A 23284-nucleotide genomic window follows, 5' to 3' on the forward strand; every position below is an offset into this window, starting at 1 on the left:
AACGACAGTTGGTTGGTCAGCACAGGGGTGTTTCATGAACCGGTCCCTCTTCACGTTCCTCAAGGGCGCCGTCGCCGCGGCAGCGTGCGCAGCGCTTACACTTCCCGGCGCGCAAGCCGCTGAGAAGAAAGATTTCAAGGTCGCCTGGTCGATCTATGTCGGCTGGATGCCGTGGGGCTATGCCGCCGACTCCGGCATCGTCAAGAAGTGGGCCGACAAGTACGGCATCACCATCGAGGTGAAGCAGTTCAACGACTACGTCGAGAGCATCAACCAGTACACGGCCGGCGCCTTCGATGCCGTGACCCTCACCAACATGGACGCGCTCTCGATCCCCGCGGCAGGCGGCGTCGACACCACGGCGGTGATCGTTGGCGACTACTCGAACGGCAACGACGCCGTCATCCTGAAGGGCAAGGACAAGCTCGAGGATATCAAGGGCCAGACCGTCAACCTCGTCGAGTTCTCGGTTTCGCACTACCTGCTCGCGCGCGCCTTGGAGAGCATCAAGCTCGCCGAGAAGGACGTTAAAGTCGTCAACACGTCGGACGCCGACATGGCGTCAGCCTACGGCACGGCCGATGTCACCGCGGTCGTCACTTGGAAGCCCATCGTCTCCACCATTCTTGAATCTCCGGGCGCCAAGGTCGTCTTCGACAGCTCGTCGATCCCGGGTGAGATCATCGACCTCCTGGTCGCCAACACCGCGGTCCTGAAAGACAATCCCAAGTTCGGAAAGGCGCTGGCCGGCATCTGGTACGACACCATGAAGGCGCTCGCCGAGGACAAGGCCGCCAAGGAGCATATGGCGAAAGCGTCCGGCACCGATGTCGCCGGTTTCGATGATCAGCTCAAGACCACCAAGCTGTTCGCCACCCCTGCCGACGCCCTCGCCTTCACCACCGGCGCAGACATCAAAGCCAAGTCTGAGCTTGTCTCCAACTTCCTGTTCGACAAAGCCCTCCTTGGCAAGGACGCGAAGTCTGCCGGCGCCATCGGCATCGAGTTCCCCGACAAGAGCGTGTTCGGCGAGAAGGGCAACGTGAAGCTCCGCTTCGACGCGACGTACATGCAGGAAGCGGCTGACGGAAAGCTCTGATCTTCCACGCAACTGAGAACGGCAAGACCCGGGACACCGATGCGCCTGTTGAACCTCAAGCCCGACAGAACGTGGAGCTTCGCGCTCGCGCTCTTGCCGTTCCTCGCTCTCTTGATTGCCTACACGATGGGCTCGGCCATTCGCCTGGCCGAGAACCCCAACGACAAGCTGCTGCCCGGCTTCAATTCGATGGTCGAGGCCGTCAAGCACTATGCGCTTCAACCTGACGCGCGCAGCGGCATCTACCTGATGTGGAACGACACGGCGTCGAGCATGACGCTGCTTCTTTCCGCGCTCGCCATCTCGATCCTGATCGCGCTCGTGTTCGGCATCATGATCGGCCTCTTGCCGGTCATGGGCGCCACGTTCGGCCCTGTGGTGGCCGTGATGTCCATGGTTCCGCCGTTGGCGCTCCTGCCCATCCTCTTCATCATCATGGGACTGGGGGATGCGGCAAAGATCACGCTGATCGTGATTGGCACGACGCTGAAGCTGATCCGGGACGTGGCCCTGCGCGTCGGCGATTTGCCGCGCGAACAGCTCATCAAGGCGCAGACGCTCGGAGCGTCGACCTGGCAGATCGGCCTGCGTGTCGTGCTGCCGCAAATCCTGCCGCGCCTGATCGATGCGGTTCGCCTCGAAATCGGTCCGGCCTGGCTGTTCCTCATCGCCGCGGAAGCCATCGCCGCCGATTCCGGGCTCGGCTACCGCATCTTTCTCGTCAGGCGCTACCTCGCCATGGACGTGATCATTCCCTACGTCATCTGGATCACGCTGCTCGCCTTCTTGATGGATCTCGCGCTCCGACTTCTCCAGCGCCGGGCATTCCCCTGGTTTGCAGGAGCGCGCGCGGCATGACGGGGATCGTCTTCGACAAGGTCTGGAAGGAGTACGGCAGCCACGTCGTGCTCGAACGCATCGATCTCGACATCGCGCCGCGCTCGTTCGTGGCCCTCGTCGGTCCATCCGGCTGTGGCAAGACAACATTCCTGCGCATGCTTCTCGGTGAGGAGAAGCCCACGCGCGGCAAGATCCTGGTCGGTGGCGCGCCTCTCAAGGCCGAGCCGGATTCCGATCGCGGCGTCGTCTTTCAGCGCTACTCCGTCTTTCCGCACCTGACCGTTCTGGCCAACGTCATGGTTGGGCGCGAATTCCAGCAGTCACCCTTCCTCGGCAAGCTGTTCGGACGGCGCCGGCGCGAGGCTGCAGACGAAGCCCACAAGCTCTTGGAAGCGGTCGGCCTCAAGGGTCATGAGGATAAGTATCCGACGGCGCTCTCGGGCGGCATGCAGCAGCGCCTCGCACTGGCGCAGGCCCTCAACCGGAAGCCGAAAATACTGCTGCTCGACGAACCGTTCGGCGCACTCGACCCCGGCATCCGCGCCGACATCCACGTTCTGATCCGCAAGATCTGGAACGAGAACGATCTGACCGTCGTGATGGTGACGCACGACCTGTCCGAAGCGTTCCGCCTCGGCTCGCGCGTCATCGCCTTCGAGCGCCCCCGCAACAGGCCCGAGGAGCTGGAACGCTACGGCGCGACGCTCGACGATCTCTCGCTCGCCGAGGCGATGTCGAAAGCCGGCGCAAGCATCACGCGCGATTTCGAGGTGTGGCCCAAGAAGGTTGCCGGCCCGCTTCCGGACATCGCGAAGCAGCTCGATCAAACCAGCGGTGAAGCCCGCAGCTGAGCCGAACAGCCTCCCGCCGGGGACGACCCCGCGCGGCTTCTTTCTCGCCCCCGGGACGGCCCGGACAGAACAACGCGGGATGAAGCGCCCGCAGAGAGGAGCAGCGGCGTGAACGACGTGATCTACAGCGATGTTCTACCCGGTGGGAAGCACTGGTCGATGATCATGCGGCGCAATTATCGCCTGCGCATCACCGATCTCGACGGCGGCGCCAATGTCGGCATGCTGTTCTACAACCCCTCGAACCTTCTCGAACGCTACAACGCGCCCGACACGCTGAAGGGCCAGCACACCTTCAAGCTCACCCAGGGCCACTGCCTCTATTCCGACATGGGGCGCATCTTCTGCTCGATCGTGGCCGACACGGCGGGCTGGCACGACACCGTCTGCGGCTCCTCAACCAAGGCGATGGTCGCCGCCCGCTGGGGCGGCTCGACCTACCAAAAGGTCCGCAACGACTGGCAACAGAACGGCCGCGACAGCTTCCTCGTCGAGGCGGCGAAGTACGGCCTGGGCCGTCGCGATCTCGCAGCCAACCTCAACTGGTTCAGCAAAGTCAGCACTGACGACAGCGGCAAGATGACGTTCGATGCGTCCGCCGCCAAAGCCGGCGCTCTGGTCGAGCTGCGCTTCGAGATGGACACGCTCGTCCTCTTCCACACCTGCCCGCATCCGCTCGATCCGAGCCCTACTTATCCGAGCAAACCCGTCCGCTTCGAGATCCTCGAAAGCGTGCCGGCCGCCGCCGACGATCCGTGCCTGCTCTCCGCTCCCGAGAACGGCCGCGGCTTCGAGAACAACCGCATCTTTCACGCCGGCTGCTGTTGAGAAAGGAGGGGGACATGATCAAGGAAAGCACGCGCGATCCTGCGGCCGCCGCCTATCGCGAGACGGTCCTGGCCGGTGACTACTGGATGCACGTCGTCAAGCGCGGCGAGACGCTGCGCATCGTCGATGTGGAAGGCAACCAGGCGGCCGATACCCTATTTTACAATGCCGACGACCCGCATGAGCGCTACTCCGTCTGCGATACCATTCGAGAGCAAGCCAACGTCTATCTCGGCCCCGGATCGGTCCTTCTGTCCGATCTCTGCCGCCCGTTGATGACGATCACGGCAGATACGGTCGGACGGCACGACACGTTGGGCGGCGCCTGCGCCACCGAGAGCAACACAGTCCGATACGCGCTCGATAAGAAGAGCATGCATGCCTGCCGCGACAGCTATCTGCTGGCGACGATTGAAAACGAGCAGTACGGCCTGACGAAGCGCGACATCGCCCACAACATCAACTTCTTCATGAACGTGCCGGTGACGCCCCACGGCGGATTGACGTTCGCAGACGGCGTCTCCGCGCCGGGCAAGTACGTCGAGATGCGCGCCGAGATGAACGTGATCGTTCTCATCTCGAACTGCCCGCAGCTCAACAATCCCTGCAATGCTTACAACCCCACGCCTCTTGAAGTTCTGATCTGGTCGGAGGGCACCTGACGTGTTCAAGAAAGTCCTCATCGCCAATCGTGGCGCCATTGCCTGCCGCATCATCCGTACGCTCGACCGCATGGGACTTGCTAGCGTCGCCGTCTACTCTGAGGCCGACCGCCATTCCATGCATGTCGCGCAGGCGACCGAGGCCGTCGCCATCGGCCCGTCGGCTGCCGCACAAAGCTACCTCAAGGTCGAGGCCATTCTCGACGCAGCCAAGGCGACGGGCGCGGATGCTATCCATCCGGGCTATGGCTTTCTCTCGGAGAACCCGGATTTCGCCGACGCCTGCGCAAAGGCCGGCATCGTCTTCATTGGTCCCAAGCCGGATCAAATGCGCGCGTTCGGCTTGAAGCATCGTGCGCGCGAGTTGGCGCTGGCTGCCGGCGTCCCGCTCGCGCCGGGCTCGGGGCTGGTTGCTACCGTCGCCGAAGCCGAGGCGGAAGCCCGCCGCATCGGCTATCCGGTCATGCTGAAAAGCACGGCGGGTGGAGGTGGCATCGGCTTGCAGCTCGTGAGCAGCGAGACGGAACTCGCGCCGCTCTACGAACGCGTCGAGCGCCTGGCTCGCAACAACTTCAAGGATCCAGGTCTCTTTCTCGAAAAGTACGTGGCGCGTGGCCGGCACATCGAGGTGCAGATCTTCGGCGACGGCACGGGCCGCGTCATCGCCCTCGGCGAGCGCGACTGCTCGGCCCAGCGGCGCAACCAGAAAGTCATCGAGGAGACGCCGGCTCCGGGGCTCTCCGACAAAGCCCGCGCCGCGCTTTGGAAAACGGCCTGCGATCTCGGCAAGTCGGTCTCCTACGAAAGCGCGGGCACGGTCGAATTCCTCTACGACAGCGATACCGACGACTTCTATTTCCTCGAGGTCAACACGCGCCTCCAGGTGGAGCACGGCGTGACGGAGGAAGTCACCGGCCTCGACCTCGTCGAGTGGATGGTGCGTCAGGCCGCAGGCGAGACCTTGCCGCTGGATCAGGAGAAAGTCGCGCCGATGGGCGCCTCGATCCAGGTGCGCCTCTATGCCGAGGATCCCGGCCGTGACTTCCGCCCGAGCTCCGGTCAGCTCTCGCATGTGGCGTGGCCTAAGCATGCGCGCGTCGAGACCTGGGTGGAAAGCGGCGCCGATGTCTCGCCGTTCTACGATCCGATGCTGGCCAAGATCATCGTCAAGGCCGGCACGCGCGAGGACGCATTATTGAACCTTCGCGACGCGCTCGACGCCACCGAGATCGGCGGCCTCGAAACCAATCTCGACTATCTTCGCCAGCTCGCGGCGTCGGACGTTCTTGCTGCGGGCGAGATGCTGACACGCACGCTCGCGACATTCCCCTATCGCGCCGAGACCATTGAGGTCCTGGCGCCGGGCACTCAGACGACGATCCAGGACTGGCCGGGCCGTACCGGCTATTGGGCCGTCGGCGTTCCCCCGTCCGGTCCGATGGATCACCTCTCGTTCCGCTATGCCAACGGCCTTGTCGGCAACGCCGAGGGAACGCCTGCGCTCGAGATCACGCTCTCCGGCCCGACGCTGCAGTTCAACGCCGACATGGTGATCTGCCTCACGGGCGCGGAGATGCCGGCCAAGATCGGCGACCGCGTCGTGCCCTTCTGGCAACCCGTCGGTGTCGCCGCCGGCGACGTGCTGAAGCTCGGCAGCGTGACGGGTGCCGGTGCGCGCGCCTATCTCGCCGTGCGCGGCGGCTTCGACGTGCCGGACTATCTCGGCAGCCGCGCGACCTTCACGCTCGGCAAGTTCGGCGGGCACGGGGGCCGCGCGCTTCTGCCCGGCGATGTTCTGCACATCGGCGATGCCGACACGGGGACAGCGAGTGCCGCGGCATCTCTTGCCGTGGAGATGCGACCCGAGATGACCCGCGAATGGGAGATCGGCGTTCTTTATGGTCCGCACGGCGCGCCGGACTTCTTCACCGAAGACGACATTTCCGCCTTCTTCGCCGCGAAGTGGGAGGTGCATTACAACTCCAACCGCACGGGTGTCCGCCTGATCGGCCCCAAGCCGCAATGGGCACGTACGGATGGAGGTGAAGCCGGCCTGCATCCGAGCAACATCCACGACAACGCCTATGCCATTGGCGCTGTCGACTTTACCGGCGACATGCCGGTGATCCTCGGCCCGGACGGACCCTCGCTCGGCGGTTTCGTCTGCCCGGTCACGATTGTCGCCGCGGAACTGTGGAAGCTCGGCCAGCTCCGGCCCGGCGACAAGGTGCGCTTCGAGCGACTGACACCGGTCGAAGCCTCGGCGCTCGAGCTGCGGCAGGATCAGGAGGTTGCGTCGCTCGTCGAGCCGACCGGTCCAATTCTGATCGATCACAGCACAGTCGGCGCTGACGACTGCGTGGTCGGCGAACGTCCGGCGCGCGACGCCCTGCCCCGCGTCGTCTATCGCCGGGCCGGCGACAAGTATCTGCTGGTGGAGTATGGCCCGATCGTGCTCGATTTCGAGCTTCGCTTCCGCGCGCATGTTCTCATGACGCGCCTCGAAGCGCGGGCCGTTACCGGCATTATCGATCTCACGCCTGGCATCCGCTCGCTACAGATCCACTACGACAGCCGCGTGCTGCCGCTGGCCTCCCTGCTCGACGAGCTGTCGCGCATCGAGGATGCCATGGGCGACATCGGCGATATCGAAGTGCCGAGCCGCATCGTCCACATGCCGCTGTCGTGGGACGATGCCGCAACGCAGCTCGCCATTTCGAAATACATGCAGTCCGTGCGCGCGGATGCCCCGTGGTGCCCGTCGAACATCGAGTTCATCCGGCGGATCAACGGTCTCGACAGCATCGAGGACGTCAAGCGCATTGCCTTTGGCGCGAGCTATCTCGTTTTGGGGCTCGGCGACGTCTATCTCGGAGCGCCAGTCGCGACGCCGCTGGACCCGCGTTGCCGCCTTGTGACCACGAAGTACAATCCGGCGCGCACCTGGACGCCGGAGAATGCCGTCGGCATCGGCGGCGCATATATGTGCATCTACGGCATGGAGGGCCCCGGCGGCTACCAGTTCATCGGCCGCACGGCCCAGGTCTGGAACACGCATCGCGTGACGGCGGAGTTCGAAGCGGACAAGCCATGGCTTCTGCGCTTCTTCGATCAGATCCGCTTCTATCCGGTCTCGGCCGACGCGCTCATACAGTTCCGAGATGGCTTCCTGCAGGGCAAGGCCGGCTTAAAGATCGAGCCTACGACGTTCAAGCTCGCGGACTATCGCGCCTACCTCGCCGACAACGCGTCAGACATCGCGGTGTTCAAGGCCAAACAGCAAACGGCTTTCGAGGAAGAGCGCTCGCGCTGGCAGGCGAGCGATCAGTCCGGCGCCGTCGTCGGTGATGCTCCCGCCGAGGATGGCGGAGACGACGCGCTCCCGGACAATGCCGTCGCCGTCGCAAGCTCCGTTCCTGGCGCTGTGTGGAAGGTCGAGGTCAGCAAGGGCACGCGCGTCAAGGAAGGCGATCTCCTCGTCGTGGTGGAGTCGATGAAGATGGAGATGTCCGTACATGCGCCGTCGAGCGGCATCGTTGCCGAGGTGAGATGCGCCGAGGGTCGCCCCGTGTCGCTCGGTCAAATTCTGGTCGTGTTACTCGACGAGACGCAGGAGGTGGCGCAGTGACCGCAGGACTCGACGAACTTTCCTTCGACATCGGCGCACTGACTGATGGGTATGCGTCCGGCGCCTTCACGCCGGCCGCAGTGATCGAGGAAGTCTACCGCCGCATCGCCGAACGCGGCGAGAAACCGGTCTGGATCTCGCTTCTGCCAATGGCGGACGCACTCGAAAAGGCTAGAGGCGCGCCGAAGGGACCGCTCTATGGCATTCCGTTTGCCGTCAAGGACAACATCGACGTCGCCAACCTGCCAACGACGTGCGCGTGCCCGGAGTTCGCATACGCGCCGAAGCGCTCGGCGACTGTTGTTGCCCGGCTGGAGGCAGCCGGCGCCATCGCCATCGGCAAGACGAACCTCGATCAGTTCGCAACCGGGCTCGTCGGAACACGCTCGCCCTATGGCATCCCGTCGAGCGTGTTCGACCCGGAGTACGTCTCCGGCGGATCGAGCTCAGGTTCGGCCGTAGCCGTCGCATCGGGCGTCGTCTCGTTTTCTCTCGGCACCGACACGGCGGGATCCGGCCGCGTCCCCGCAGGCTTCAACAACATCGTCGGCTTGAAGCCGACCAAAGGTGTGCTAAGCGCCACCGGCGTCGTGCCCGCCTGCCGCACGCAGGACACGATTTCCATTTTTGCGCTGAACGTCGCAGACGCGGCGAAAGTCATGGCAACCGCATCAGCCTACGATGCAGAAGATGCCTATTCCCGCAAGCCGCCGCGTCAGTTTGCGGTCGAGAGCCTGCCTCCAAACCTGCGTGTCGGCATCCCCGCCGATGGTCTCGAGTTCTTTGGCGACGTCGAGGCGGAGCGTCTTTACCGCGCCAGTGTCGCGCGGCTCAAGGAGAGCGGAGCGAGCATCGTCGCGTTCGATTTCACGCCCTTCCGCGATGCTGCCCGCCTTCTCTATCAGGGCCCATGGGTTGCCGAGAGGCTGGCTGCCATCCGCTCCTTCGCCGAGACCAAGCCGGACGCGCTGCACGAGGTTGTCGGCAGCATCATCCTGAATGCCGCCAAGCTGTCGGCGGTCGATGCCTTCGATGGCTTCTATCGCCTCGCCGATCTCACGCGCGAAGCCGACGCGCAATGGGCAGCCATGGACGTGATGCTGCTGCCGACCAGCGGCACCACGTACAAGATCAGCGAATTGCTTGCCGATCCGATCCAGCTCAATTCCAACCTCGGGTACTACACCAACTTCGTGAACTTGATGGATCTGTCAGCCTTGGCAGTGCCGGCCGGCTTCCGCCCCAACGGCCTCCCCTTCGGCGTCACGCTGATCGGCCGCGCTTTCGACGACGGGAGGCTCGCCGCCATCGGCGACGCTTTGCATCGCGCCTCGCCGGATTTGCGGCTTGGGGCGACGCCGGTCAAACTGCACGACACGCAGCCCGCGGTCCCGACTGCAGCAGGACGCATTGCCGTCGCCGTCGTCGGCGCACATCTCACCGGTCAGCCGCTCAACGTGCAACTTCAGGAACGATCGGCCCGATTGATAAAGTCTGCTCGCACGGCCCCGGGCTACAGCTTCTATGCGCTCGCTGGAACGACGCCCGCCAAGCCGGGCCTTGTCTTCGACGGCGAAGGCGCCGGCGGCATCGAGGTCGAGATCTGGGAGATGGAAGAGGCCGCGTTCGGCTCGTTCGTCGCGCTCATCCCACCCCCGCTCGGCATCGGCACCTTGAAGCTCGATGACGGGTCGCGGGTCAAAGGATTCCTCTGCGAAGCTCACGCCGTCGCAGACGCCGAAGACATCACTGCGTACGGCGGATGGCGCGCCTGGCTCACGCGGACCGCCCAATTGTAGATGCCGTAAATCTGCTACCGCAAAGTAGACGCAGACTCCGCCGAGCGCGCACCCTGAGGTGACATCCTCTGATGACCCACCAATTTGGACGGTGGTGCGGATTGTCTGCCAGATGAGACAAAATTAGGGAGCTCGGAGCCAACATCTTAATAGTTGCGATCGTATGCAGCACGCACCGAAGCTGACGTAGCGTGCATCTTAGGAGCCCATTTCCGTGCAGTCGAAAGCGTACGAACTCGCCTTCCTATTCGTTGTTGCGATGGTCCTGAACAATGCCTCCTCAACAGCGGACACTGCGTCTCCCAAGGTCACTGATCCCCATTTCCAGTTGGCTCCAGGCTATCTCGCGCAAAAAGATTTGCCCGATAGCCGCGAACTGCTCGGACCTCCGCCGGCGGAGGGAAGCGCTGCGCTTGGGCGTGACGAGGAAGCAAGAAGCGCAACTGTACAACTGCGCGGCACAGCACGCTGGGACCTCGCGCGCCTGGACGCAGATCTCGCGTTTCCGCAGCCGGCGAAAAACTTCTCTTGCGCGATGGGCGTCCGTATCGATGAGAACGCAACGCCTCACCTCTATCGCTTGATGCAGAAGGTGCTCACGGACGCAGGGCTGTCTACTTATGGCGTCAAGAACTCTTTCAACCGTGTCCGTCCTTTCGTGGTTCACAACGAGGGCACCTGCTGGCCCGATCAGGAGCCATTGCTACGCAATGACGGCTCCTACCCGTCGGGTCATACTGCGGCAGGCTGGGCTTGGGCGCTTGTCTTGGCCGAGATCAACCCCGAGCGCGGCAATATTCTGCTCAAGCGCGGCATGGAATTCGGTCAGAGCCGCGTGATTTGCAACGCGCATTGGCAAAGCGACGTCGACGCGGGCCGTACGATGGGTGCTGCAACGGTGGCCACGCTTCACAGCAATGCAGAATTTCTCGCTGATGTTGCCGCTGCGCGCGACGAGCTGGCCGCCGCGAAAGCAAGCGGTTCATCTTCTCCTCTGAGCTGCGCCGCAGAAGATTCGGCTTTGGCACGCGGCCAATAGCGGAATATCCTGGCGGCAGCCGGGGTCGCTCCGTCATATCGCTTCGCGCCAGCGACCCCGCTCAAGTCTCCGACGCGTCGAGTTGCGGTGGCGCCAGGACAAAAGCCAGGGGAATTGCGAAGAGTGAAATGGCGGCACCGCACCAGAGCGCGGTGTGGTAGTTGCCGACGACGTCGTGCGAATAGCCGAAAATGACAGGGCCGAGCGCCGCCAGCGAATAGCCGACGCCCAGGACAAACCCGTTCCATTGATTGGCTTCCTCGGTGGTGCGCGTGTTGTCGAGAACAAGCGTCATGCCGAGCGTGAACGACCCGCCTAGCCCCACGCCACACAGAGAGACAATTGCGAACGGCGCGGACAACGGCGCGAGGGCGAGCGCCAGCGTTCCGATGGAAGCGACAAAGCTCGAGAGGAACAGCCAGGGCCGGCGGTCGCGCGTTCGGCTCAGCCAGCCTGCGAGTTGGTTGCCCACCATGAACGTCGCGCTGAAGACCGCGACGGTCGAGGCGGATCGCGACGGCGACAGCCCCAATTCGCGATAGAGCGGCGCGAGCCACGCCATAAGCGCGTAAAATAGAATGCCCGTAATCGCGAAATGGATCGCGATCTGCCACGCGCGCATCGCGCCGGAAGGCCTACGTGGAGACGCACTCTGATGCGCGGCAGGCTCGCTCACTCGTGTCCGGGTGGACACCCAGGCCACCGCCGCCACGAGACTGAGAACGGACCATACGCCGATTGCGAGCGACCAATGGCCGGTTTGGGTTATCACCGCCTGGGTCGTGAGCGCGGACACAGCGGCACCCAGTGAGAGCGTCGTGGCATAGACGCCCATCACCAGCGACGTGTTGTCGGGAAAGGCGGTCTTGATGACGCCGCCGAGAAGGGCTTGGGCCACAGCGATACCGGCCCCGACCCCGATGGTCGCCAGGACAAGCTCCAACCAGTCCGATGCCCAGCCGCGCGCGGCGACCGAGAGGCCGCAAACCAGCAGGGCCAGAAGCAGAACGCGATCGAGACTGAACCGGCGCGATAACCACGGGGTTGGAAAAGCGAGAAGCCCCATCAGCAAAGGCGGGATGGCGCCGACAAACGAAGCCACCGTATGGGAGAGGTTGAGATCCTCGATGATGTAGGGCAACGACGGCCCGAGCGACGCGATGCCCGGCCTGAGGCTCAACGCCACGAGTATGATCGCTGCCAAAAGCGGCGCGCTTTTCGAAAGCGGCGACGGCGCAGGAGGCGAAAGTTGCGTCTGCTCCGGTTCAGTCGCCGCGGCGCGATAGGTGTTGGTCAATCCCGCCTCGCCCTCAGATCACTCTTCAAGGCTCCCTCGTAACGCCGATGCGTGGCACGCAGCTATGGCCCTGCGGTTCTAGGAGCTATGACATCACCTCGGAACTCGATCGCGGCGCGCGCGATTTCGAGCACCAGATTGGCGAGGCTGGAGAGGGCGCGGCCTTTGCGATGAATGGCGACGACGCGCCTTCGCAACAATGGCGCGGAGATCGGGATCGCAACAAGGCCGTACTCGGCAAGGGCCGCGCCTGAAATGTGGTCCGGCAGGATGCATTGCCCGGAGGTGAGCGACACCAGCTTCAGCATGGCGTCCAGCGTTTCGACCTCGGCGACCGCATGGGAATCGAGGCCGTGCAATTGGAGCATCCGCCGCTGCGAGTAGGGCGCCGGAAAGACGACCAACGCGAGGCGCGCATTTCCCAGATCGACGCTGTCCGCTCGCGCCATATCCGAGTTCTGCGGAACGACGAGCGACATCTTCTCGTCGAAGAGAATGGTTTCCTCGATCTCGGCCGTGGCGACCGCTTCGTCGTAGACAAAACCGATGTCGACCTTGCCCGTCTCCACCAGAGCGATGACGTCCGGCGAGCTGCGCCCGAGCATCGAGACGTTGACGCTCGGCCGCTGCGCCATGAACTTCGCAATGACGCCGGGGATGAAATAGGAGCTCAACGGATGAATGGTGGCAATCCGCAAGCGACCCTCGGTAATACCTTGCTCTTCGCGCAGGCGCACGACGGTTGCATCGATCAGATCGTAGGAGGGCTTGATTGCGTCGTACAAGGTCTTGCCAGCCGAACTCAAGACGACGCCGCGCCCGTGGCGTTCGAAGAGGGTTTGGCCGAGACCGTCTTCCAAATTCGAGAGCTGCTTACTCAATCCGGATTGCGTTAACCCCAAGACATCGGCTGCTTTGGAAACGGATCCGGCACTCGCGATGGCTATGAATTGGCGCAGCTGCAGGTCGATGTTTTTCATGAGTCGGAAGCACAAACCCCAGGCGCCTATTACCTAAGCATAGCGCAGCATCGAGGGTTCGCAATCATAACACGTATGAGCGCCAGTCTATAGCTCGCGCGAATGACGAGCTGTTACGCCCGGAGGTCCTTAATCACTGGGGAGAACAGGATGTCGGGCGAATATAAACTTCTGATCGACGGAAAGCTGGTCGACGGTGACAGCACGATGGACGTGCTCAACCCCGCGACCGAGGCGCGCATCGCAACGTGCCCTCGCGGCTCGGCGCGCCAGTTGAACGAGGCCGTCGCGGCCGCGAAAAAGGCGTTCCCGAAGTGGGCGAACACGTCCTTGGACGAGCGACGCAAGGTGCTCATTCGCGTGGCCGAAGCGGTGGAGAGCCGCCGCGAAGAGATGGCGCGCTTGCTCACCTCCGAGCAGGGCAAGCCGTTGAAAGAGGCGCAAGGGGAAGTCGACATCACCGCGTCCTTCTTTCGTCACGCCGCGAGCCTCAGCCTCGATCCCAAGGTTCTCGAGGACAGCAACGCGCGCCGCGTCGAGTTGCATCGCCGGCCGCTGGGCGTGATCGCGGCGATCATCCCGTGGAATTTTCCGCTGATGATCACGGCTTTCAAAGTTCCGCTGGCGCTGCTTGCCGGCAACACGATCGTCGTCAAACCGGCGGCGACCACGCCGCTTGCCACGCTGATGTTTGGCGCGCTGATTGCCGACGTCGTTCCGGCCGGCGTCATCAACATCGTCACGGATGCCAACGATCTCGGCGATGTTCTCACCGGCCACCCGGATGTGGCCAAGGTGGCTTTCACGGGCTCCTCGGCAACGGGTCTCAAGGTTCTCGGCAACGTCGCCAAGTCGATGAAGCGCTTCACGCTGGAGCTGGGCGGCAACGATCCCGGGATCGTTCTTCAGGACGCCAATCCGAAAGATGTGGCGCCTGGCATTTTCCAAGGCGCGTTCTTCAACACCGGACAGGTCTGTCTGGCCTTGAAGCGGCTCTATGTGCACGAGAGCCAGTATGACGCCATGTGCGATGAGCTCGCAAAGCTCGCGCGCGAGGCGGTGCTCGGCGACGGCCTCCAGCAGGGCACCGTGGTCGGGCCTCTGCAGAACGCCACGCAGTACGAAAAAGTGAAAGCCTATCTCTCCGACGCGCACGCCAACGGCAAGGTCATTGCGGGCGGGAACGTGCCGGATCGTCCGGGGTACTTTATTCAGCCGACGATCGTCAAAGACATCGAAGAGGGCACGAAGCTCGTCGACGAAGAGCAGTTCGGGCCCATTCTCCCGATCTTGAAGTACAGGACTCTCGACGAAGCGATCGCGCGCGCCAACGCGACCGACTACGGCCTCGGCGCCTCGGTCTGGTCATCCGATCGGGCACGCGCCAAAGAGGTCGCTCTGAAACTGGAAGCGGGGACCGTCTTCATCAACAAGCACGCCGATATCGCGCCACACATTCCTCAGGCCGGCGCGAAGAGTTCGGGTCTTGGCGTCGAGATTGGTGAAGAGGGGCTTCTCGAGTACACGCAAGTGCAGGTTGTCAACGAAGCCCTATAATCGCGAGCGCCGCACGGGACTGAGCGGACACGTCCGTCCAACGGTTCCGTGCGGCGAATGCCGTCAGCCATTTGTTAAAAAGCGTCACCGATATGGTAGGGACCGTCGATACGGTATGGACCGTCCCGCGGCGCCATCGAACGACGACGCCGCACGTTGCAAACGTACCGTGCCGCTATCCGGCCGCGCCTCAGAAGTGGGGGGCGTGTTGGAAACTTGATGCGCGATTTGGATCGCGCCATTCGGTGACGATTGGCTCGACGCGGCGTCGCGACAACGCGCTCCGACAAGCGCGCGCTTGTGAAGGCGAAAAACGGCTATCGGATCTTCGATGACCCGCGCAGTTCCGTCAGAATTCGTTAGGGGGCAGCCGTCAGGGGGGTCATGTACCACATGAGCATCGCGCTCAGGGCCATCGTCCAGATCGTGCACTTGCCGATTTCGACCCAGCTGTTCACTTTCAGCACTCCTACGCACACACAAGTCGTCGTTACAGAAAATCACCTCACGATCGGCTTGTCGACCGCCTAGGCGCGGGCCCTGAAGGCCTTCAGAGCAGAATCGCCAACAGTGTGGCATTATAGAGACTCGCCCAACGCCGCCGGTCGCTTGTTCAGGTGGCGAAACGTCGCAGCCTCGCGATCTCAAGCACAGCAGGACGGGCTCGCGCCTGCCGGCCCGCGCACGTCTTGGCCCCTGGCGTCGCAGCCGGGTTGCGTGTCACCGACGGGAGATGTCAGGCGGACTTGTTGGCCTGGAAACGCGCGATCTCGGACTTCAACCCGCCGGTCAGCGCAAGCTGGACCATGCGCATGTCGCCCCGAAGCGACCACCAGGGATTGGAGAACGTCGCCGGCATGTTCTTCTCGAAGACGAGATGGCTGATCCAGGCAATCCCATAGGCGATGCCGACGGCGCTAAGCGCCCAAAGGGGCCTGCCAAAGCCGAGGCAAACGGCGGCAATACCGAACCCAAGCAGCGTTCCGAAGACATGCAACCAGCGGGTCTTTCCGCTGGAGTGCGCTTCGAGATACTGAGGCCAGAACTCTTCGAACGAGGCGGGCGCGGTCATGCCGGTCTCCTTCAGGCGCCAAGCGCCTGTCGAGTTTTGCCGAGGACCACTTGTATCCGTTCCAGATGATCTTGGACGGCGCGTTTCGCCTGCGTTCTCGTTCTGGCGCGCGTCGGATGGGGCTCTCTCGCCAGTGACGCGCGAAGCGGCCGCAGCCAAAGTGCAATCGCGTGGTCCTTGTAGGAGAATAGCCGCGAATTGCTCGCTCGTCACGCACGGCCCGACCCTGCGCATCGCCGCGCGGCCGAACGGCGGACAAATCGGCGTTCGTCACGGCCGTGTCCGGCATTGCGCGCGTCAGACCTTCGCGCCTTGCAGCTCGGACGGCGCGGAGACGTCGCCCTCCTCCGTCAGATACCAGGCCACGGAGCCCAGCACGATCATGCCGCCGATCACGGAGAAGAGCGGAGGCTGCTCGTTAAAAATGAGCCAGACCCAAACCGGACTCAACACCACGTCGAGCATCGAGATGAAGCCCACCTCCCCTGACTTGATCAAACGTCCGCCTGCAAGGGCCAAGACGGTGCCGAGCCCGAAGGACACCAAGCCGTACATCGAGCTCGCGGCAAGCTCCCATCCGCCCAGGCTCCACTGCGCGACGAAGGGTGCCGCGACCATCGCCGAGACAGCCGCAGAAATGGCGCTGACGAGCAGGATATCCAAGTTGGGGTAGCGCTTCACGAGCACGAGCTGACAGGCGTAGCTTGCCGTCATGACGAAGGCCGCGAGCGTTCCGATCCCGTCATTCTGCGAGGCCGCCGCCGTCGCGGTCAGCACCGCGCCCGTCACCGCACCGAGCCCGGCGATGACGAACTTGCGGCTCACGCGCTCCGAAAGCCAGAGGTAGGCGACCGCGGTCGCCACGAACGGCAACGACGCATAGATCACCATGATGTTCGCAACCGTGGTGTGGCGCAAAGCAATGACGCAGCTCATCGTCGTCAGCGTGGCGGCTGCGATGTACAGCAGCTCCGGCTTTCCGAAGTTTGCCAGCTTCCTCACGATGCCGGTGTTGGATTGCACGACAGACGCCAGTCCCAGGCCCACGAACGCGGCGATGGAGGACCAGAAAATCAACGTGGCGGAGCTTACATCGGCCGCTCGCTCGAAGACGCCGGCCAGGCTCCAGCAGAATGCCGATGCGGCAACAAGACAGACACCGGCGCGCCGGTGGCGCGCAGTCACACTTTCAGCCAGCACAAAGATGCTCCCGTTTATTTCGCCTGTCTTTGCAGGCTTTCCTCGTGCAGCATGAATGCGACCTTGGTGAACGGCCGCATGAGCTGGTCTTTCACGGACTGCAATCCGACGCGATCGATCGCCGCCGACATGCAGCGCAGCCATGCATCCCGTGTTTCAGCGGTGATTTCGATATGTTCGTGCATGTAACGAACATCCGAATGCCCATGCTTCGTCACGTAGGACGGGGGCCCGCCGAAAAATCCGGAGAGGAAATTGAACTGCTCGATGCGCGAGTGGGCGACGCCGTGCCCGCGCCGATGAAGCGCGAGCAACTCCTTGCCATCCGGCTCAAACTCCACGATGTCGTAGAAGACTTCCACCAGATGGCGCAGGGCCTCTTCTCCGCCGATCTGATCGTAGAGAGACGGGGCCATGCCCGGCCCGGTGGCCACAGGGCCCGGCGCCGCGCGTCCATGCGGATGCATCTCTGTTCGCTCCTTTCGCTCAGATCGTCGGAGGTCGAAAAGTGGGCCGGAAACCCATTCTGCTTCCGGCCCAAGTTAAGGCGCGCCGGAACTTAGCTGCGCGCCGGGGGATGCGTTCTCAGCCGCAGCGGATCGTAGAACGGCATCTGTACGACGGTCGCCTTGAGCGTCTTGTCGCCGTCCTTGATTTCAAGCGCCGTGCCGAGCGCCGTCTGAGCGGGCGCGATCTGCGCCATGGCCAGGGACTTCATGAGGTGCTGGCTGAAAACCGTGCTCGTGACAATGCCAACTTCCTTGCCGCCGGCGAAAACCTTGGCGCCCGGCGTGACCGCCTCTGCGCTTTCGACTTCCATGCCGGTGATGAGGGAGCGTTCCTTGCCCTTGCTAGCGGCGACCGCGGCCTTGCCGCGGAAATCCGCCTTGTTCAGGTCGACGGTCCAATCGGCGCGAACTTCCCAAGGGGTCGTATCGCCGTGCGGCATGTCGAAGGGGAAGAACAGCAGGCCGGATTCGACGCGCACGATATCGAGGCACGTCCACGACACCGGAACGACGCCCTTCGACTTGCCTGCTTCGAGGATCGAATCCCACATGAAGCCTGCGTCGGCACGGCTCGTGAAGACCTCGTAGCCGCGCTCGCCCGAGTAGCCGCCGCGCGCGATGGACACGGGACGCCCGAACAGCGTGGTCTTGAGGTGCTTGAAGTAGCCGAGGTCCTTGAGGTTTGCCGGAGTGTGCGGGGTGAGCACCTCCAGCGCCACAGGACCCTGCAGGGAGAGGATGTGGACGTCGTCGTCGCGCTCGACCTTCACGTTGTACTTCGGCGCATATTCCTTGAGCGCGTCAGCGAAGGCGCCGCCGCCGTGCGAAATGCGATACGTGTTTGCGCCATCGACGTACACCAGCACGTCGTCGATCAGAGCGCCGGCGTCGTTGACGGTGTTGGAGATGTGCGAGTCGCCGGGGGCGGCGCGCGACACGTCGGTGGTCAACAGGTAGTTGAGATATGCGAGCGCATCCGGGCCCGAGACATTGACGATGTTGAGGCCGGACACCTCGATCAGGCCGGCGCGGGTGCGCGTTGCCGTCACTTCCTCATAGGGATCGGTGCTGTAGTTCTGCGGGATAGGCAAGCCGTTCCACGACTGCGTGAGATCGGAACCGAGTGCTCGATGCCGGCTCTCAAGCGCAGTCGTGCGGGTAATGGTGGACATGGATGTCTCCTCCAGTTTCTCTGAAATGCAAGTGTTCGCGTTGATGTTTTCGCGGCAGGCGCGGCTCAATCCGGCCCGCCGCCCGGAGACGTCGGCTGCCCATCGTCGTACTTGGCCAGCCACTCGAGGGTCGTGTCGCGATAGCGCGTGATGCCCTTGTAATCGATGAGTTCCATCGGCAGGCTGCCGAGCACGCGCGGCAGGCGCCGCCCCCACTTCGGAACCGTCACCAGCTCGCGCAACTTGATGAGGTAGCCGCGAATGGAGAACAGGATCGCGTTCGATCGCGGCAGGCGGAACAGCGCCTGAAGCTCGACGCGCAGATGCACTTTGTCACCGACGTTCTCGGGCGTGACGGTGGTGCGATCCGATCCCCACTTGTGGAAGTTCTCGGGGCTCGTATCGAGGCGCGGATTGATCGTCATCGTCCAGTTCAGGCGGCGAACCGGCTGACCAAGCTGCAGGTTGAGCAGGAACTTGAGCGCGCGATCGAACACCTTCATGTCATGGGCAAGCGGAACGGGCCCGTGCCACTCCATGAAGTTCATGCCGACGTCGAAATCGAGAGACCAATCGGCCTGGGTCGTGATGATGCCCGCGTCCATCCAAAGCTGGCCGTCGCGCTGATCCTGGATCGAGAAGTCGCCCTGGCATTGACGTCCGATGTACTCCATCGGCTCCTGCGGAAGCGTCGACGGATCGCCGAACGTGAACTTCTGGTCGATGCCGAGCGGCTTATTGATCCAGTGCCAGTGGTCGCCTTCGGTGGTGAGCGAGAACCACTGCGGATAGTCCCGCGCCATGCTCGTCATGAGCAGCTCGAGGAAGTCCCACTGGGCAAGCATCATGTGCGGCAGCGCCTGGCAGCGCAGCGGATCCTCCTTGAGGACGATCGCCCGATCGGCCATTTCCGAGACGTAGTGCTCGTTGATGTCGATGGGGAACTCGTAAACCGATCCCGCCGGGCCCTTGACGTGCGGCTCGATGTTCACCGAGTACATGTACTTGTCTTCCCAGAACGGGAACGGGAAGCGGCGGATGGACTCCGGGCTGTTGTAGAACGTGTAGTCGTCCCGGAAGGTCGTTTTCTTGAATTCCTGATTCATCGCGTGATCCTTTCCGCAATCTGTTCTCGATCAGAGGTCGAGCGTGACCCGTTGGCCCTTGATGCGGGAGACGCAGATCATGATCTTGCGCCCCTGCTCCTTCTCTTCGTCGGTGAGATAATGGTCGTAGTGCAGGATGTTTCCATCGCAGCTCAAGACAGCCGTTTCGCACTGTCCGCACGCGCCGCCACGGCAGAGGTACGGAGGCTCGAGGCCGGCGGATTCGAGCGCCTGCAGAATGCTCTCGTCCTCCTTGACGCGGACCGTTCGCGCGGACTTCGCCAGTTCGACGTCGAAGGGCAAGCCACCGCGCGGTGACGTGAAGTGCTCGGCATGGAGATGCTGCTCGGGCCAGCCCGCTTCACGGGCGAGACGCAGCACATCCTCGATCATGACGTCCGGCCCGCAGACGTAGAGATGCGTGCCGAGCGGCTGCTGGCTCAGCAGGTTGGCAAGATCGATCCGGCGCGCGGAGACCGTTTGATAGTGATGGATCTTGCGGCCGTAGCGCTGCTTCAGCTCGTCGACATAAGCGCCGGAGCTCGGCGTGCGGGTCGAGTAATGCAGCTCGAACGGCGTGCCGATCTGATGGAGCTGATCGGCCATCGCCATGATCGGCGTGATGCCGATGCCGCCGGCAATCAACAGGTGCTTGCGCGCGCGCAGATCGAGCGCAAACAGGTTCGACGGGTGGCTGATGGTGACGAACGCGCCCTCGAACAGCTTCTCGTGGACGAATTGCGACCCGCCGTGAGAGTTGTTGGTGCGGAGCACGCTGATCTCGTAGCCCGTGGTGTCTCCAAGGGGCCCCATCAGCGAATAGGGGTTCTTGATGGTCTTTGCGCCGTCGCGCATCGTCACCACGGTGTGGGCGCCGGCCGAAAACGTGGGAAGCGGACGGCCGTCGACGGGAACGAAGCGGATGCGCTTGATGCGCTCGGCGACCGTTTCCACCCTGGCAACGCGGACAGGAATATCAGCCCCACTCATTTGAAGATCTCCGTGATTTCGGGGATTTCGCCGCGGACCTCGGCATCGACGCAAACGCCCTGGAAGGCTGCGCGACGCTTGGAGTAGTGATCGCGGACAAGGAGGCTCAAGCCGCAGTGCGCACACGTCACGATGTTCGTCGTGACGTTCTCTGTCATGCCTTTGCAATGGACGCACTGGACGCGGCGCGCGCGCGAGCCCCGATGCTCGGTGATCACGGTGGCCGGATCCATGCCCAGCTCCTGGGCGAGCTGCACCGTGAGGCCGATCATGGTCTCCGTGCCCGAGGCGTAGATGCGCGTTCCCATCCTCGCCACATTCAAGACGCCGACCAGCCGCGTGATGGCGGTGGCGACAGTCGGCATGCAGTGCACGAGTTCGACCGGAAGCGCTTCGAGGCGCGAGGCGTAGTCCGGCGCACCCGGGGCCGTGTCCGCATAAACGACGATCACGCGGCCGTTGATGTCTCGTCCCTGCCGCTCGAACAGATCGATAACGGCCTGGGCGCCGTCGCCGTCGGCAGCGAACACGTGCACCTTTGCAAACGCATCCGCCGTTAATCCCGGGTATTGGGGTCTGCTCTTAATCCCATCAACAAGCATAGATCATCCTCCGAGGGACTTCCGCCGCACCGCTGGGCGCGACCGCACTTCAATCGAAGAAGGAGGGGCAGCCGGCGAGAGACGGCCGCCCCTCCACCTCACTAGCCGGGCAACTGGAAGAACCAGTTCGCCGCGAGCACGACTGCGAGGCCCGCGACCAGCGTGAGGTAAGGCAGCACGCCAGCTTTGCGCTTTCCGAGATCAGCCTGCGTGAGGTTAAGGTCCTGCAACATGTTCGGCGGGAACTTGCCGCCGTCCTGTACGTAGTGCCGGAACAGGAACACCGGAATGATGAGCGCGGCCGCAATCATGCCGGCCCAGAGGGCGACAGGATTCCAGACCTTCGCACCCGCTCCCAGGAACACGGCGTTGACGAATGCGAACAACACGCCGAGCGCCAGGAGAAAGGTCGGTGCCTTGAAGGGACGGGGGATCTGACCGTTATCGATGCGGTGGATCCAGCCGGAGTTGAGGTTGAGGAAGTTGAAGATGATGTAGCAGCAGTTGGACACGGCGAGGATGAAGAAGAAGCTCGTCGCGTCGGCGGCTGCAATTGCGAGCAGACCAACGTTGAACACAAGGTCCGACCACATCGCGGCCGTAGGCGCGCCATGGTGGTTCACGCGCGACAGGTAGCGCGGCAGCCAGCCGTCGACCGAGCCCTGGTAGAGCGTGCGCGAGGAGCCTGCCATTGCCGTCATGATCGACAGCATGAGCGCGAGGATCATGAGCATCACCATGATGTTGGTGATGAAGCCCGACCCGCCGACCATCTTGCCCATCGCTGCGGCAACGCCCGATCCGTCGACGATGGACGGCTCAAGCATACCGTTCAGGCCGAGCACGCCCTGGAACGTGAACGGCACCAGCGTGTAGAGCACCAGGCAGAGAAGGCCGGAATAGAAGATGGCCCGGAAGGTATCGGTCTTCGGATCCTTGAACTCGCTCGTGTAGCAGATCGCCGTTTCGAACGCGTACGTCGACCAGGCAGCGATGAACATGCCGCCGAGCACCAGCGTCCAGCCGCCGACGTCCCAGGCGCCGGTTTCCGCCACGTAGGCCTGCTTCAGCGGAACGAGGGGGCTGTAGTTGTCCCAGTTGATCTGGCCGGTCACGATCGGGGCGATGCCCACGATCAACATCGGCACGATGACCAGGAGCGCGATGTACTTCTGCACGTTGGCCGTGCCGAGAATGCCGCGATGCTGGATGGCGAACGTCAGCAGCATCAGCGCAACGCCGATGAAGAACGTCCAGTTGAGCGAGAACGAGACCGGGCCGATGGTGCCGTGGGCCAGCGTCCAGGTGCGGAAGGCCGGCGTGAGCGCGGCAACGCCGTCCTGTGCGAGAAGCGCGGCAACCGCATCGCTCGACGTCTTTCCGGCGTTCGCGGCACGCCATTCCGCAATGCGCGGGCTGTCTGCGGCGATGGAATTTGCGTTGGCCGAGATCCAAGCCGCGACATCGGGCGAGTCGGCGCCGGGGATCGGCCCCAGCGCGTTCAGGATGTAGGCGGCCGCGATCGAGCAGCCGAGCGAGAGAACCGGTGTCCAGGCGAGCCAGTTGCACCAGACCGACAGGGGCGCAATGAGCTTCGAGTAGCGCACCCAGGCGGACGCGCCGTACACGGATGCACCGCCCGACTTGTTCGGAAACAGACCGGCGATCTCGGCGTACGTGAACGACTGGATGAAGCCCATGCACATGCTGGCCATCCAGACGAGGAAGGCGACGTTGCCGCTCGTGCCGGCGATGCCGCCGATGGAAAACAGCACAAGGGCCGGGACGCCACTGGCGACCCAGAACGCGCCGCGCCAGTCGATCGATCGAACCAGCTCACGGCTGGGGGGGCCCGTCCCCGAATGTGACTCGAGTATCGCCATCAGTCTTCTCCCCAATTATTCGTGTTTTTTTTGACAACCATTAACAACCATTTGCACCCAACTGCGACAAAGTGTTGCTACGGTTTCCATCCGTACCGAACGAGGATTGGCATGGCAAGAAAAAATAATTCCCCAAATGAATAGCCTCACGTCACGCTGCGCCGCAAAAA

General features: G+C 63.2%; 19 protein-coding genes. 9 read left to right on the forward strand and 10 right to left on the reverse strand.

All coding sequences use genetic code 11. The features are described from left to right. Positions 1-34: 34 nt before the first annotated feature. The 8 genes from K2Y42_RS03885 (at position 35) to K2Y42_RS03920 (ending at position 10746) form a co-directional block, all read left to right on the forward strand. On the forward strand, positions 35-1099 hold the full coding sequence (locus tag K2Y42_RS03885) for a putative urea ABC transporter substrate-binding protein (RefSeq protein ID WP_291148687.1): 1065 nt from the start codon (positions 35-37) through the stop codon (positions 1097-1099). A 39-nt stretch (positions 1100-1138) separates the two neighbouring features. Beyond that, entirely contained in the window at positions 1139-1957 is an 819-nt protein-coding gene (locus K2Y42_RS03890) for an ABC transporter permease subunit (protein WP_291148689.1), read from the forward strand. Further along, positions 1954-2790, forward strand: coding sequence for an ABC transporter ATP-binding protein (locus K2Y42_RS03895; protein ID WP_291148691.1), 837 nt, complete (start codon positions 1954-1956; stop codon positions 2788-2790). Before K2Y42_RS03890 ends, K2Y42_RS03895 begins: the two co-directional genes overlap by 4 nt. A gap of 108 nt (positions 2791-2898) precedes the next feature. Next, complete coding sequence (locus tag K2Y42_RS03900; protein WP_291148693.1) at positions 2899-3618, forward strand: urea amidolyase associated protein UAAP1; 720 nt, start codon at positions 2899-2901, stop codon at positions 3616-3618. A gap of 14 nt (positions 3619-3632) precedes the next feature. After that, positions 3633-4280 (forward strand): urea amidolyase associated protein UAAP2, encoded by a 648-nt coding sequence (locus K2Y42_RS03905; RefSeq protein WP_291148696.1) that lies wholly within the window; start codon positions 3633-3635, stop codon positions 4278-4280. A gap of 1 nt (position 4281) precedes the next feature. Then, complete coding sequence (gene uca, locus K2Y42_RS03910; protein ID WP_291148698.1) at positions 4282-7908, forward strand: urea carboxylase; 3627 nt, start codon at positions 4282-4284, stop codon at positions 7906-7908. Beyond that, entirely contained in the window at positions 7905-9707 is a 1803-nt protein-coding gene (gene atzF / locus K2Y42_RS03915; protein WP_291148700.1) for an allophanate hydrolase, read from the forward strand. Before uca ends, atzF begins: the two co-directional genes overlap by 4 nt. 214 nt (positions 9708-9921) lie before the next feature. Beyond that, on the forward strand, positions 9922-10746 hold the full coding sequence (locus K2Y42_RS03920) for a phosphatase PAP2 family protein (RefSeq protein WP_291148703.1): 825 nt from the start codon (positions 9922-9924) through the stop codon (positions 10744-10746). 61 nt (positions 10747-10807) lie between these two features. On the opposite strand, the gene K2Y42_RS03925 is transcribed toward K2Y42_RS03920, so the two are convergent. Next, positions 10808-12043 carry an MFS transporter gene (locus tag K2Y42_RS03925; RefSeq protein ID WP_291148706.1) on the reverse strand — a complete coding sequence of 412 codons (1236 nt, stop codon included), beginning with the start codon at positions 12041-12043 and terminating at the stop codon, positions 10808-10810. Positions 12044-12105: 62 nt separating this feature from the next. Continuing rightward, positions 12106-13023 (reverse strand): LysR family transcriptional regulator, encoded by a 918-nt coding sequence (locus K2Y42_RS03930; RefSeq protein ID WP_291148708.1) that lies wholly within the window; start codon positions 13021-13023, stop codon positions 12106-12108. Between the two features lie 150 nt (positions 13024-13173). Here K2Y42_RS03930 and K2Y42_RS03935 point away from each other — a divergent pair, with 150 nt between their 5' ends. Further along, complete coding sequence (locus tag K2Y42_RS03935; RefSeq protein ID WP_291148711.1) at positions 13174-14580, forward strand: aldehyde dehydrogenase family protein; 1407 nt, start codon at positions 13174-13176, stop codon at positions 14578-14580. A gap of 736 nt (positions 14581-15316) precedes the next feature. On the opposite strand, the gene K2Y42_RS03940 is transcribed toward K2Y42_RS03935, so the two are convergent. From K2Y42_RS03940 to K2Y42_RS03975, 8 genes are all read right to left on the reverse strand, one after another. After that, positions 15317-15652: a DUF962 domain-containing protein gene (locus K2Y42_RS03940; protein WP_291148714.1), complete on the reverse strand. Its 336-nt coding sequence runs from the start codon at positions 15650-15652 to the stop codon at positions 15317-15319. Between the two features lie 297 nt (positions 15653-15949). Continuing rightward, positions 15950-16852 carry a DMT family transporter gene (locus K2Y42_RS03945; RefSeq protein ID WP_291148716.1) on the reverse strand — a complete coding sequence of 301 codons (903 nt, stop codon included), beginning with the start codon at positions 16850-16852 and terminating at the stop codon, positions 15950-15952. Between the two features lie 14 nt (positions 16853-16866). Continuing rightward, complete coding sequence (locus tag K2Y42_RS03950) at positions 16867-17319, reverse strand: group II truncated hemoglobin (RefSeq protein WP_291148717.1); 453 nt, start codon at positions 17317-17319, stop codon at positions 16867-16869. 92 nt (positions 17320-17411) lie between these two features. Then, positions 17412-18533 carry an aminomethyltransferase family protein gene (locus K2Y42_RS03955; protein WP_291148719.1) on the reverse strand — a complete coding sequence of 374 codons (1122 nt, stop codon included), beginning with the start codon at positions 18531-18533 and terminating at the stop codon, positions 17412-17414. A gap of 65 nt (positions 18534-18598) precedes the next feature. Beyond that, positions 18599-19639, reverse strand: a complete 1041-nt coding sequence (locus K2Y42_RS03960) for a DUF3445 domain-containing protein (protein ID WP_291148720.1) — start codon at positions 19637-19639, stop codon at positions 18599-18601. Positions 19640-19669: 30 nt separating this feature from the next. After that, positions 19670-20629: a PDR/VanB family oxidoreductase gene (locus tag K2Y42_RS03965; RefSeq protein WP_291148722.1), complete on the reverse strand. Its 960-nt coding sequence runs from the start codon at positions 20627-20629 to the stop codon at positions 19670-19672. Then, positions 20626-21231: a dimethylamine monooxygenase subunit DmmA family protein gene (locus tag K2Y42_RS03970; protein ID WP_291148723.1), complete on the reverse strand. Its 606-nt coding sequence runs from the start codon at positions 21229-21231 to the stop codon at positions 20626-20628. Before K2Y42_RS03970 ends, K2Y42_RS03965 begins: the two co-directional genes overlap by 4 nt. A gap of 101 nt (positions 21232-21332) precedes the next feature. Beyond that, positions 21333-23114 carry an APC family permease gene (locus tag K2Y42_RS03975; protein ID WP_291148724.1) on the reverse strand — a complete coding sequence of 594 codons (1782 nt, stop codon included), beginning with the start codon at positions 23112-23114 and terminating at the stop codon, positions 21333-21335. Positions 23115-23284: the final 170 nt, after the last annotated feature.

Source organism: Hyphomicrobium sp. (genome assembly GCF_019744875.1).
Lineage (GTDB): Bacteria > Pseudomonadota > Alphaproteobacteria > Rhizobiales > Hyphomicrobiaceae > Hyphomicrobium_C.

What these genes read in the sequence shown, in the direction of transcription:
- K2Y42_RS03885 (WP_291148687.1), top strand. Translation starts at nt 35, where the DNA reads ATGAACCGGTCCCTCTTCACGTTCCTCAAGGGCGCCGTCGCCGCGGCA.
- K2Y42_RS03890 (WP_291148689.1), top strand. Translation starts at nt 1,139, where the DNA reads ATGCGCCTGTTGAACCTCAAGCCCGACAGAACGTGGAGCTTCGCGCTC.
- K2Y42_RS03895 (WP_291148691.1), top strand. Translation starts at nt 1,954, where the DNA reads ATGACGGGGATCGTCTTCGACAAGGTCTGGAAGGAGTACGGCAGCCAC.
- K2Y42_RS03905 (WP_291148696.1), top strand. Translation starts at nt 3,633, where the DNA reads ATGATCAAGGAAAGCACGCGCGATCCTGCGGCCGCCGCCTATCGCGAG.
- K2Y42_RS03930 (WP_291148708.1), bottom strand. Translation starts at nt 13,023, where the DNA reads ATGAAAAACATCGACCTGCAGCTGCGCCAATTCATAGCCATCGCGAGT.
- K2Y42_RS03935 (WP_291148711.1), top strand. Translation starts at nt 13,174, where the DNA reads ATGTCGGGCGAATATAAACTTCTGATCGACGGAAAGCTGGTCGACGGT.
- K2Y42_RS03940 (WP_291148714.1), bottom strand. Translation starts at nt 15,652, where the DNA reads ATGACCGCGCCCGCCTCGTTCGAAGAGTTCTGGCCTCAGTATCTCGAA.
- K2Y42_RS03950 (WP_291148717.1), bottom strand. Translation starts at nt 17,319, where the DNA reads ATGCATCCGCATGGACGCGCGGCGCCGGGCCCTGTGGCCACCGGGCCG.
- K2Y42_RS03955 (WP_291148719.1), bottom strand. Translation starts at nt 18,533, where the DNA reads ATGTCCACCATTACCCGCACGACTGCGCTTGAGAGCCGGCATCGAGCA.
- K2Y42_RS03960 (WP_291148720.1), bottom strand. Translation starts at nt 19,639, where the DNA reads ATGAATCAGGAATTCAAGAAAACGACCTTCCGGGACGACTACACGTTC.
- K2Y42_RS03965 (WP_291148722.1), bottom strand. Translation starts at nt 20,629, where the DNA reads ATGAGTGGGGCTGATATTCCTGTCCGCGTTGCCAGGGTGGAAACGGTC.
- K2Y42_RS03970 (WP_291148723.1), bottom strand. Translation starts at nt 21,231, where the DNA reads ATGCTTGTTGATGGGATTAAGAGCAGACCCCAATACCCGGGATTAACG.
- K2Y42_RS03975 (WP_291148724.1), bottom strand. Translation starts at nt 23,114, where the DNA reads ATGGCGATACTCGAGTCACATTCGGGGACGGGCCCCCCCAGCCGTGAG.